The sequence below is a fragment of the Billgrantia campisalis genome (genome assembly GCF_022341425.1).
Taxonomy (GTDB): Bacteria; Pseudomonadota; Gammaproteobacteria; order Pseudomonadales; family Halomonadaceae; genus Halomonas; species Halomonas campisalis.
On record NZ_JABFUC010000006.1, the window covers coordinates 108,746 to 120,236 of the forward strand.

10 protein-coding genes are annotated in these 11,491 nt (G+C 68.3%); 9 read left to right on the forward strand and 1 reads right to left on the reverse strand.

The features are described 5' to 3' along the window. The first annotated feature begins 26 nt into the window (after nucleotides 1-26). The 7 genes from lepA (at nucleotide 27) to acpS (ending at nucleotide 6,398) form a co-directional block, all read left to right on the forward strand. The gene (gene lepA, locus HOP52_RS08975; RefSeq protein WP_238977037.1) at nucleotides 27-1,844 is read left to right on the forward strand and encodes a translation elongation factor 4; all 1,818 of its coding nucleotides are present in this window, start codon (nucleotides 27-29) and stop codon (nucleotides 1,842-1,844) included. Between the two features lie 14 nt (nucleotides 1,845-1,858). Beyond that, the gene (gene lepB / locus HOP52_RS08980; RefSeq protein WP_238977038.1) at nucleotides 1,859-2,662 is read left to right on the forward strand and encodes a signal peptidase I; all 804 of its coding nucleotides are present in this window, start codon (nucleotides 1,859-1,861) and stop codon (nucleotides 2,660-2,662) included. A gap of 123 nt (nucleotides 2,663-2,785) precedes the next feature. Then, nucleotides 2,786-3,493 (forward strand): ribonuclease III, encoded by a 708-nt coding sequence (rnc, locus tag HOP52_RS08985; protein WP_238977039.1) that lies wholly within the window; start codon nucleotides 2,786-2,788, stop codon nucleotides 3,491-3,493. Continuing rightward, nucleotides 3,490-4,389: a GTPase Era gene (era, locus tag HOP52_RS08990; RefSeq protein ID WP_238977040.1), complete on the forward strand. Its 900-nt coding sequence runs from the start codon at nucleotides 3,490-3,492 to the stop codon at nucleotides 4,387-4,389. The genes rnc and era overlap by 4 nt, the downstream gene beginning before the upstream one ends. Before the next feature lie 17 nt (nucleotides 4,390-4,406). Next, on the forward strand, nucleotides 4,407-5,108 hold the full coding sequence (gene recO, locus HOP52_RS08995) for a DNA repair protein RecO (protein ID WP_238977041.1): 702 nt from the start codon (nucleotides 4,407-4,409) through the stop codon (nucleotides 5,106-5,108). A 118-nt stretch (nucleotides 5,109-5,226) separates the two neighbouring features. After that, a complete protein-coding gene (pdxJ, locus tag HOP52_RS09000) occupies nucleotides 5,227-6,015 on the forward strand; it encodes a pyridoxine 5'-phosphate synthase (RefSeq protein WP_238977042.1) in 789 nt (262 codons plus the stop codon). Nucleotides 6,016-6,020: 5 nt separating this feature from the next. Further along, complete coding sequence (acpS, locus tag HOP52_RS09005; RefSeq protein ID WP_238977043.1) at nucleotides 6,021-6,398, forward strand: holo-ACP synthase; 378 nt, start codon at nucleotides 6,021-6,023, stop codon at nucleotides 6,396-6,398. On the opposite strand, the gene HOP52_RS09010 is transcribed toward acpS, so the two are convergent. Next, nucleotides 6,338-9,061 (reverse strand): ATP-binding protein, encoded by a 2,724-nt coding sequence (locus tag HOP52_RS09010; RefSeq protein WP_238977044.1) that lies wholly within the window; start codon nucleotides 9,059-9,061, stop codon nucleotides 6,338-6,340. The genes acpS and HOP52_RS09010 overlap by 61 nt on opposite strands. A 118-nt stretch (nucleotides 9,062-9,179) precedes the next feature. On the opposite strand from HOP52_RS09010, the gene cysM reads away from it, so the two are divergent. Both cysM and HOP52_RS09020 read left to right on the forward strand, forming a co-directional pair. Beyond that, nucleotides 9,180-10,076: a cysteine synthase CysM gene (gene cysM / locus HOP52_RS09015; protein WP_238977045.1), complete on the forward strand. Its 897-nt coding sequence runs from the start codon at nucleotides 9,180-9,182 to the stop codon at nucleotides 10,074-10,076. Nucleotide 10,077: 1 nt separating this feature from the next. Continuing rightward, complete coding sequence (locus HOP52_RS09020) at nucleotides 10,078-11,466, forward strand: TRAM domain-containing protein (protein WP_238977046.1); 1,389 nt, start codon at nucleotides 10,078-10,080, stop codon at nucleotides 11,464-11,466. The last annotated feature ends 25 nt before the right edge of the window (nucleotides 11,467-11,491 follow it).

Below are 11,491 nucleotides of genomic sequence, written 5' to 3' on the forward strand. Positions count from 1 at the left end.
CCGCGACGAACACCGGACCGGGCTAGATGAGCAACGACGCACGCAACGACAAGCTGAAGCATATTCGTAACTTCTCGATCATCGCCCACATCGATCACGGCAAGTCGACCCTGGCCGATCGCCTGATCCAGACCTGCGGCGGCCTCTCCGAGCGCGAGCTCAAGGAGCAGGTGCTCGACTCCATGGACCTCGAGCGTGAGCGCGGCATCACCATCAAGGCCCAGTCGGTCACCCTGGATTACCATGCCCAGGACGGCAATACCTATCAGCTCAACTTCATCGACACCCCCGGCCACGTCGATTTCTCCTACGAGGTCTCGCGCTCGCTCTACGCCTGCGAGGGTGCGCTGCTGGTGGTGGATGCCGGCCAGGGGGTCGAGGCGCAGTCGGTAGCCAACTGCTACACCGCCATCGAGCAGGGCCTCGAGGTGCTGCCGGTGCTCAACAAGATGGACCTGCCCCAGGCCGACCCCGACAAGGTCGCCCATGAGATCGAGGAGATCATCGGGCTGGACGCCACCGATGCCTGCCAGGTGTCGGCCAAGAGCGGGCTGGGCATCGATGCCTTGCTCGAGCGCCTGGTGCGCGATATTCCGCCGCCCAAGGGCGACCCGCAAGCGCCGCTTCAGGCGCTGATCATCGACTCCTGGTTCGACAACTACCTGGGGGTGGTCTCGCTGGTGCGGCTGTTCGACGGCACCCTCAAGAAGGGCGAGAAGATTCGCATCAAGTCCACCGGTCGCGACTGGCAGGCCAACGAAGTGGGCATCTTCACGCCGCTGCGCAAGGAGACCGGTGTCCTGCGGGCCGGCGAGGTGGGGTTCATCGTCGCCGGCATCAAGGAGATCCAGGGGGCTCCGGTGGGCGATACCATCACCCACGCCAAGACCCCGGACGTCGAGCGTCTGCCCGGCTTCCAGAAGGTCAAGCCCCAGGTCTATGCCGGCATGTTCCCGGTCAGCGCCGACGACTATGAAGACTTCCGCGACGCCCTGGAGAAGCTGGCGCTCAACGACGCCTCGCTGGAGTACGAGCCGGAGAACTCCGACGCCCTGGGGTTCGGCTTCCGGGTTGGCTTCCTCGGCACCTTGCACATGGAGATCATCCAGGAGCGGCTCGAGCGCGAGTACGACCTGGACCTGCTCACCACGGCGCCGACGGTGGTCTATGAGCTGGCGATGAAGAACGGCGACGTGAAGTACGTGGCCAACCCCTCCAAGCTGCCCGACATGGCCGACGTGGAGGAGATGCGCGAGCCCATCGTGCGGGCCAGCATCCTGGTGCCCCAGGAGTTCGTCGGCAACGTCATCACCGAGTGCGAGCAGCGGCGTGGCAGCCAGCTCGACATGCAGTTCCTCGGCAGCCAGATCCAGCTTACCTACGAGCTGCCGATGTCCGAGGTGGTGATGGACTTCTTCGACCGGCTGAAGTCCATCTCCAAGGGGTATGCGTCGCTGGAGTACAACTTCGAGCGCTTCCAGGCGGCCAAGCTGGTGCGCCTCGACGTGCTGATCAACGGTGACAAGGTCGATGCTCTGGCCGTGATCATTCACCGCGACCACGCCCACAGCCGGGGGCGCGTGCTGGTCGAGAAGATGAAGGAGCTGATCCCGCGCCAGATGTTCGACGTGGCGATCCAGGCGGCCATCGGCGGCCAGGTGGTGGCGCGCTCCACCGTCAAGGCGCTGCGCAAGAACGTCACCGCCAAGTGCTATGGCGGCGATGTCACCCGCAAGAAGAAGCTGCTCGAGAAGCAGAAAGCGGGCAAGAAGCGCATGAAGCAGGTCGGCCGGGTGGAGATTCCGCAGGATGCGTTCCTGGCCGTACTCAAGGTGAATGACTAGGGGTCGACGACAACATGGATTTCTCTCTTCTGCTGGTGGTGGCCGTGGTGGTGTCCGGCCTCATCTGGCTCATGGATCTGGTCTGGTGGCGGCCGGCACGTCGCCGCCGTCTGGCCGCCGCCGAGGCGGCTACTACCGAGGGACTCGGCCCGGAGGCAAAGGCCAAGGTGCTCAAGGAGCCGTGGCCGGTCGACTATGCGCGCTCCTTCTTCCCGGTGCTGCTGGTGGTGCTGCTGCTGAGAAGCTTTCTGGTCGAGCCTTTCCAGATTCCCTCGGGCTCCATGCGCCCGACCCTGGAAGTGGGCGACTTCATCCTGGTCAACAAGTATGCCTACGGCCTGCGCCTGCCGGTGACCCATACCCGTTTCGTCGAGCTGGGTGAGCCCCAGCGCGGCGATGTGATGGTGTTCCGCTTTCCCAACGAGCCCTCGGTGAACTTCATCAAGCGCGTGGTGGGTCTGCCGGGCGACACCCTGCGCTACGAAGACAAGCAGCTCTACGTCAACGGCGAACCGGTGCCCAAGCGGCTGCTGGAGGAGTCCCCCGACGGTGCGCGGGGCGAGCTGCTGCTGGAGGAGCTGCTGGGCGAGCGGAGCCACCGGATCTACAATAATCCCCGTGACCCCGGCCCGCGGGTGCGGGAACTGGTGGTGCCGGAAGGGCACTACTTCACCCTGGGCGACAATCGAGACCACTCCAACGACAGCCGCTACTGGGGCTTCGTGCCGGAGGAGAATATCGTCGGTCGCGCCTTCGCCGTATGGATGCAGTGGGACGGCGGCCTGCCGAGCTTTTCCGAAGTCCGTCGTATCCACTGACGCCGGGCCGCCTCGAGGCACCGGCGTGCGGCGGGTGACGACTGTCCCCGCCGCACGGGTCGTCCGTTTTTCCGGGCCGCCGCCAACCCAATTGATCGTCGCTAGTCAACAAGCAGGAGCTTCGTGAGCAACTCTTCCAACGCCCGCATCCTTGATGCCTTCAGTCGGCGCATCGGCCACACGTTCGGCGATATCGTGCTGCTGGAGCTGGCCATGACCCATCGCAGCTATGGCGGGCAAAACAATGAACGGCTCGAGTTTCTCGGTGACTCGATCGTCAACTTCGTGATCGCCGAGGCACTCTACCAGCGCTTCCCCGAGGCGCGTGAGGGCCACCTATCGCGGCTGCGCGCGCGGCTGGTGCGCGGCCAGACCCTGGCCGAACTGGCTCGCGAGATGGCCTTCGGCGAGTGCCTGCGCCTGGGCTCCGGCGAGATGAAGAGCGGCGGGCATCGCCGCGAATCGATCCTGGCCGATGCCGTCGAGGCGGTGATCGGCGCCATCTACCTGGATGCCGGTATGCAGACCGCGCGGGCCCGGGTGTTGGCCTGGTACGCCGAGCGGCTGGAGGCGATCGACCTGCAGGACACCCAGAAGGATCCCAAGACGCGGCTGCAGGAGTTCCTGCAGTCGCGACAGGTGCCGCTGCCGCGCTACGAGGTGGTCACGGTGGAAGGCGAAGCCCACGACCAGACCTTCACCGTGGAGTGTCACGTCGAGCTGCTCGAGACCCACACCCTGGGCACCGGCTCCAGCCGTCGCCATGCCGAACAGCAGGCCGCCCAGACGGCGCTGGCCCAGCTCGAACCCCGGGAGGGGCGTAGCTCATGACCCAGACCTGCGGCTTTGTGGCCATTGTCGGCCGTCCCAACGTGGGCAAGTCGACCCTGATGAATCGCATCCTCGGCCAGAAGATCTCGATCACCTCGCGGCGCCCCCAGACCACCCGCCACCAGGTGATGGGCATCAAGACCGAGGGGGAGGCGCAGTTCATCTACGTCGACACCCCCGGTATCCACATCATGTCCAAGGATCGCAGCAAGGCGATCAACCGCTTCATGAATCAGGCGGCGACCCAGGCCCTGCGCGACGTGGACTGCGTGGTCTTCATCATCGACCGCACCCGCTGGAGCGATGAGGACCAGGTCGTGCTGCAGCGCCTCGAACACGTGAAGGCGCCGGTGATCCTGGCGGTCAACAAAGTCGACCGCCTGCAGGACAAGGCCAGCCTGCTGCCCTGGCTGGCCGACGTGGGTGCCCGGCGCGACTTTGCCGCCATCATTCCGATTTCTGCCAAGCACGGCAGCAACGTGCCGGAGCTCGAGACCGAGGTGGCCAAGCACCTGCCAGAGGGCGTTCACCACTTCCCGGAAGATCAGGTCACCAACAAGAGCCAGCGCTTCCTGGCCGCCGAACTGGTGCGCGAGAAGATCATGCGCCAGCTCGGTGACGAGCTCCCCTATCAGGTGACGGTGGAAATCGAGGAGTTTCGCGACGAGGGCAGGGTGGTGCATATCAGCGCCCGCATCCTGGTGGAGCGCCAGGGCCAGAAGAAGATCCTGATCGGCGAGAAGGGCGAGCGGATCAAGAACATCGGTCGCGAGGCGCGCCTGGAGATGGAGCGCGCCCTGGAGGCCAAGGTCATGCTCAATCTGTGGGTCAAGGTCAAGCGCGGCTGGTCCGACGATGAGCGGGCCCTGAAAAGCCTTGGCTATGATCACGATTAAGGGACGAAGGCCCCTGCATGACCCCCGAACCCGCCTTCCTGCTGCATAAGCGGCCCTACCGCGAAACCAGCGCCCTGGTGGAGCTGTTGACCCTGAGCCACGGCCGCGTGCGGGCGGTGGCCCAGGGGGTGCAGCGCCCGGGTTCACGTTCCCGGGGGCGACTGCAGCCCTTCGCCCCCCTGCACCTGACATGGACGGGGGAGGGCGAGCTAAAGCGGCTGCGTATGATGGAGAGCCGCGGCGCGGCGGCGCTGCTGGCGGGTGAAGGCCTGCTGTGCGGGCTCTATGCCAACGAACTGCTGACGCGCACCCTGGAGGTGGAGCTGCCGGTGCCCGAGGTATTCGCCTTCTACTCGGCGCTGCTGGAGGCGCTGCCGCGGCCCCGGGAGCGGGCCGGTGCGCTGCGGCGGCTGGAAGGGGCGCTGCTCGAGGCGCTGGATGCCGAGCCGCGTTTCAGCGAGCCCGACGGCGCCGAGCTCGACCCCCAGTGTCGCTACCGCTTCGATGCCGCTACGCGTACCTTCGTCCCTGGCGAGCCGGGCATCGACGGCCGCACCCTGCGGCTGCTGGCCGGCGGCGACTGGGGCCTGCCGGGCCTCGCCGGACCCGCCAAGGCCGTGACCCGCGCCGCCCTGGCGCCGCTACTGGGGGCGCGGCCGCTGCGCTCCCGGGAGCTGATGCGCCAGCTTGCCGAACGCCGTCGAGCCGGTACACACTGATAGCTTTCTCGCACCTCTCGCGATGACCGTGAGGGGCGCCGGTCTGCCGCCGGACAGCCCCGAGAGCACGGCTCACGCGTGTTGCCTACTCCTGATTTATCGTCCCCATGGAGACCCCATGCACCCTCCCCGTATCCTGCTCGGCGTCAATATCGACCATATCGCCACCCTGCGACAGGCCCGTGGCACCCGCTATCCCGATCCCGTCCAGGCGGCGCTGCTGGCCGAGGAGGCCGGCGCCGACGGTATCACGGTTCATCTGCGCGAGGATCGCCGCCATATCCAGGAGCGCGACGTACGCCTGCTCGCCGAGGTGCTCAACACCCGCATGAATCTGGAGATGGCGGTCACCGAGGAGATGCTGGCACTGGCCGAGCAGATCCGCCCCGCCCATGTCTGCCTGGTGCCGGAGAAGCGCGAGGAGCTGACCACCGAGGGCGGGCTGGACGTGGTCGGCGGCTTCGATGCCATCGCGGCGGCGTGCGCTCGGCTGGCGGCAGCCGGCTGCGAGGTGTCGCTGTTCATCGACCCGGAGCCGGCCCAGATCGAGGCCGCGGCGAAGGCCGGCGCCCCGGTGATCGAGCTGCATACCGGGACCTATGCCGAGCACGGCGGCGGCGCCGCCCGGCGCGAGCATGCCCGGCTCAGCGCGGCGGCGGAAATGGCGCTGGAGCTGGGGCTCACGGTCAACGCCGGCCACGGCCTGCACTACCATAACGTCGAGGCGATCGCCGCCATTCCCGGTGTCAACGAGCTCAATATCGGCCATGCCATCATCGCTCGGGCGCTGTTCGTGGGGCTCAAGGAGGCGGTGGCCGAGATGAAGCGGCTGATCATCGCCGGCCATGAGGCTGGATTTCTGGCCACGCTCGAGGAGCACGACCACCACCACGAAGACGACGACTGACGCCCATGATCATCGGCATCGGCACCGACATCGCCCAGGTGGCACGCTTCGATGCCGCCGTCGCCCGCCACGGCGAACGCTTCGCCGAGCGACTGCTCGGCGAAGTGGAGCGTGAGCGGCTGGTCGAGCATGCGCAGCCCGCTGCCTATCTGGCCAAGCGCTTTGCCGCCAAGGAGGCCTTCGTCAAGGCGCTTGGTATGGGCCTAAGGCGCGGCATGCGCTGGACCGAGATCCAGGTGGTCAACGATGCCCTGGGCCGCCCCTCGCTGGTGCTGGGCGGCAAGGCGCGTGAGCTGGCCAATGCCGCCGGGGTCAAGGCCATTCATCTGTCGCTGTCCGACGAGGCCGAGCTGGCACTGGCCATGGTGGTGCTCGAGGGCTGAGCGGCGTGCCAGGCCTTCAGGCGCTCCATGGCCAGGAACAGCTCATCGACCAGCGCGGCAATATCCGCCATTCCGCGTGAGCGAAGCCGTGTCTCCAGGGTCTCGGCCACCAGGGCCAGCGCTGGGGCCCCGCAGTAGCGACAGGCCCCGTTGAGGGCATGCACCGCATCCAGCAGCCCCTCCTCGTCGTTCGCCACCAGGGCGGCACGCAGCTCCGCCTCGCTCGTCGGCAGCGAGCGAGCCAGCTCATCGAGCAGCTCGCGCGCCAGGCTTTCGCTGCCGTTGGCCAGTCGCGTACCCAGGGTCAGGTCCACGGTGGCCAGGTCGCCACTGGCCGCGGGGTCCGGTTTCGCCGGCGAGTCGGCCACGGCGTGGGGCTGGGTGGCGGCCAGCCCCAGATAGCGGTGCAGCACCCCCTCGAGTTCGTTGGCGTCCACCGGCTTGATCAGGATGCCCTGGAGCCCGGCCTCGAGCAGCTGGCGGCGGTCCTCTTCCAGGGCGTGGGCGGTCACCGCGATGACCGGGCACTTCGCCCAGCCGGCGCCGAGCCGGCGCAGGGCGCGGGTGGTTTCCACGCCGTCGATGCCCGGCATGCGAATATCCATCAGCACCAGGTCGAACCGGGCGCTTTCGGCCAGGGCGAGGGCCTCCTCGCCGCTGGCGGCCTGCTCGATGGTCAGCCCCGGCCGCTTGAGCAGTTCGCTGAGCAGGCGGCGGTTGCTGGCGTTGTCGTCCACCACCATCAGGCGCGGCTGGCCCGGCGCCGCGCCGGCCGAGGCCTGTGCCTCGTTTTGCCGACGCAGGGCATCGGCGAGGGTGTGGCGTGGCAGCGGCTTGCAGAGGATTTCGCCGCCGCCCGGGAGGTTCAACTCGGGGAGCTCCAGGGGGCTCGTATTGGCCAGCAGCAGTACCGGACAGGGCGCGGCGGACAGCCGCTCCTGCCACTCCTCGAGCTGCTGGCTGGTCAGTCTTCCGGGTAGCGCGGCGATCATCAGGGTCGCTTCCGGTACCGCCCTCCGGGGAGTGTCGATCTCCACCACCCGGGCGCCCCAGCGGCCGAGCAGGTGGCGAAGCGCGTGCCGGCTGGGGGCGTGTGGCTCATGCAGGGCGACGCAGGCGCCGTCGAGGATGGGCTCCGGGGGAGGCGCCGGCTGGTCGCTGCTGTCCAGCGGCAGGGTGAAGGCGAAGGTCGAGCCGCGACCGGGTTCGCTCTCGACGCTGATCTGCCCGCCCATCTGCTCCACCAGCTGGCGGCTGATGGCCAGTCCCAGCCCGGAGCCGCCGTAGTGGCGGGGGTGGCTCGGGGTCGCCTGACGGAAGGCCTGGAACAGCTCGTGCTGTTCCTGCAGCGACAGGCCGATACCGGTGTCGCTGATGCTGATCCGCAATACGACCTGGCCCGGCCCGGTCGACTCCTCGACCATGACGCGCACGATCACCTCGCCCTGGTCGGTGAACTTCAGCGCATTGTGCACCAGGTTGGTCAACACTTGGCGGATGCGCAGGGGGTCGCCGCGCAGCGCGGCCGGCACATCGTCGTAGACCAGCCCCAGCAGCTGCAGGTCCTTTTGATGCGCCAGCGGTGCCTGCAGGCTGAGCGCCTCGTCCACCAGGTTCACCATGTCGAGCTCGGCGCGATCCAGCTCCAGCCGGCCGGCCTCGATGCGTGAGAAATCCAACACGTCGTTGACCAGCGCCAGGAGGTTGTCACAGGCCACCTGGACCTGGTCGAGCCATTCACGCTGGCGTGGCTCCAGACGCGAACGGCCCAGCAGACGACAGAAGCCGACGATGCCGTTGAGGGGGGTGCGAATCTCGTGGCTCATGCTGGCCAGGAATTCCGACTTGATGCGGCTGGCCTCGAGCGCCCGGCGGTGGGCCAGGTCCAGCTCGATGTTCTTGATCTCGATGGTCTCCATCGACTCCTGCAGGTCGGCGGTGGTCTGCTCGATCTGGCGCTGCATGTTGTCGCGGGATTGCTGAAGCTCGTCGCCCAGGGCGTTGACCTGCGCGGCCAACTGACCGAGCTCGGCGGGTCCCTCCTCGCTGAGCCGAGCATGGGAGTCGCCATGTCGCAGGCGCTGCAGGGCACTGCTGGCGTCCCTCAGGCTGGCATCCAGCCGGCGCCCCAGGCTCGAACCCAGCAGGAAGAGGCCGAGCCCCAGCACCAGCAGGACCAGGCCGGTGCTGGCCAGGCGCCGATAATGATCCAGGGTCAGGGTGCGGGTATCGATATCGATTTCCAGCCAGGCCTGCGGCGGGTTGCCCGCGCGGCGTTCGACGCCGTGCAGCGGTACCAGCAGCCGCCACAGGTCGCTGTGGTCATCCAGGCGTGTCGTCTCGGGGGGCGTCGTCGCCGCTGCCGCTGGCGTATCGCCGCGCCCCAGTTCGAGGATGGCCTCACCGCTGGAAGCGTAGACCCCGATGCCGCGCGCCTCCTCGATGGCCAACAGGCGCCGGGCCAGGCCGTCCAGGCGCTGGCTGTCCTGCTCGGCGAGCGCCGCGGCCAGGCTGGATGCCTGGAGTTCGGCGGCCAGGGTGAGGCGTTCCTTCATGGCCGACTTGCGCCACTCGGTGTCCTGGTGCAGCACCACCACGGCCACTGCCATCAGCGCCAGCGGCAGGCAGAGTATCCATAGCGTCAAACGGTTTCCGAGCGACATCGGGGCATCCTTTGCACGGTGATTCGCGCTCCAGTATGCCACAGCCGGGCGGGATGCCTGTCCAGTGGGTGGCGGCCCGGATATAATGATGAAAAGGCGTTTCCATAAGGACGGTTACATGCACTTTCCCACCCTCGAGGAGGTCGTCGGCAACACGCCGCTGGTGCGCCTCAAGCGTATTGCGGCGGGCCGCAACAATACCCTGCTGGCCAAGCTGGAGGGCAACAATCCGGCCGGGTCGGTGAAGGATCGCCCGGCGCTCTCCATGCTCGAGCAGGCCGAGCGCCGGGGCGATATCGTCCCGGGTGATACCCTGGTCGAGGCGACCTCGGGCAATACCGGAATCGCCCTGGCCATGGCCGCCGCCATCAAGGGCTACCGCATGGTGCTGATCATGCCCGAAAGCGCCTCCAGCGAGCGCAAGCAGGCCATGGCCGCCTTCGGCGCCGAGCTGATCAGCGTGAGCAAGGCGGGCGGCATGGAAGAGGCCCGCGACCTGGCCGAGGCGATGATCGCCCGGGGCGACGGCAAGCCGCTCAACCAGTTCGCCAATCCCGACAACCCCCTGGCTCACTATCAAGGGACCGGGCCCGAGCTGTGGCAGCAGACCGGCGGGACCATCACCCATTTCGTCAGCTCCATGGGCACCACCGGCACCATCATGGGCGTATCGCGCTATCTCAAGGAGCAGAATCCTGAGGTGCAGATCGTCGGCCTGCAGCCCGAGGATGGCGCCAGCATCGCCGGGATTCGCCGCTGGCCCCCGGAGTACCTGCCGAGCATCTTCGATGCCTCGCGGGTCGATAGCGTGCTCGATATCGGTCAGTACGAGGCTGAGGCGCATATGCGCCGCCTGGCCCGGGAGGAGGGCATCCTGGCCGGGGTCTCCTCCGGCGGAGCCCTGGCCGGTGCGCTGCGCGTGGCCGAGACGGTGGAGAACGCGGTGATCGTGTTCATCGTCTGCGACCGCGGCGACCGCTACCTCTCCACCGGCCTGTTCGCCCCGGAGGTCTGAGGTGGCGATGCTTGGCAAGCGCCGGCCGCCTCGTCAGCGTTCCGGGGTATCCGGTCTGCAGGGGCGGCGAGAGGCGCCCCGTCCCCACGGCGGCCCGGGGCAGGCGGTGACCATCGAGCGCCTGGCCCACGACGGCCGCGGCGTGGCCCGTGCGGCAAGCGGCAAGGCGCTGTTCGTCGAGGGGGCGCTGCCCGGCGAGCGCGTTGAGGTGGCGGTGCATCGCACCCGTCAGCGCTTTGACGAGGCCCATGTGCGCACCCTGCTCGAGGCCTCGCCGCAGCGCGTCGAGCCGCCCTGTCCCCACTACGCTCAGTGTGGCGGCTGCGACCTTCAGCACATGACGCTCGACGCCCAGCGTACCCACAAGCAGGCGGTGCTCGGCGAGCTGCTGGCCCGGGAAGGCCTCGCACTGCCGGCCGCGCCGGCCCTGCTGGCCGAGCCGGGGACCGCTTATCGTCGCCGCGCCCGGCTGGGGGTGAAGGTGGATGCCGAAGGCGGCGTGCACCTGGGCTTTCGCGCGCGCCACGCCAGCCGGCTGGTTGACCTGGACACCTGCACGGTGCTGGTGCCGGCCCTGGCGACCCTGCTGGCGCCGCTGCGTACGCTGCTGGCGGAGCTTGAGGCCCCCCGCCTGGTGGGACACCTCGAACTGGTGGCTGGCGATGACACGGCGGCGGTGGTGGTGCGCCAGCTGCGCGAGAATGTCGCCGACCGTCGGCGCTGGCAGGAGTTCGCCGCGGCCCAGGGGGTGGCCGTTGGACGCTGGCTGGGGCGTGAGAGCCCAGCCTTTGCCTGGCTGACCGCGGCGCCGAGCCTCGCCTATCGCCTGCCGGGTGCCGGCGGCGGGCTGCGCCTGGGCTTCGCCCCAGGGGATTTTCTGCAGGTCAACGAGGCGGTCAACCGGCGCTTGGTCGCCACGCTGTGCCACTGGCTGGCGCCGCTCCCGGGATCCATGGTGCTGGATCTCTATGCCGGGGTCGGCAATTTCAGCCTGCCGCTGGCGGCCGATGGCGCCGAGGTGAGCGCGGTGGAGGGGAGCCCGGCGATGGTCGAGCGGCTGGCCGAGAACGCCCGGGCCAATGGCCTGGTGATCGCGGCCAGCCAGGCCGACCTGACTGACCAGGCCGCCGTGGCGGCACGGCTCGAGGCGCTGCGCCCCCAAGCGGTGGTGCTCGACCCGCCCCGGGATGGTGCAGACGCCGCCTGTCGCGCCCTGGTGGCGCATCCGGTTCCCCGGATCGCCTATGTAGCCTGCGATCCCGCTACCCTGGCACGGGATGCGGCACGCCTTGTGCATGGCGGTTACCGCATCAGCCGCGCGGCGGTGGCCGACCTCTTCGTGCACACCTCGCATCTGGAATCCATGCTGCTGTTCGAGCACTGCGAATAGCGGCCACCATCGCAAGGAGTGTAGC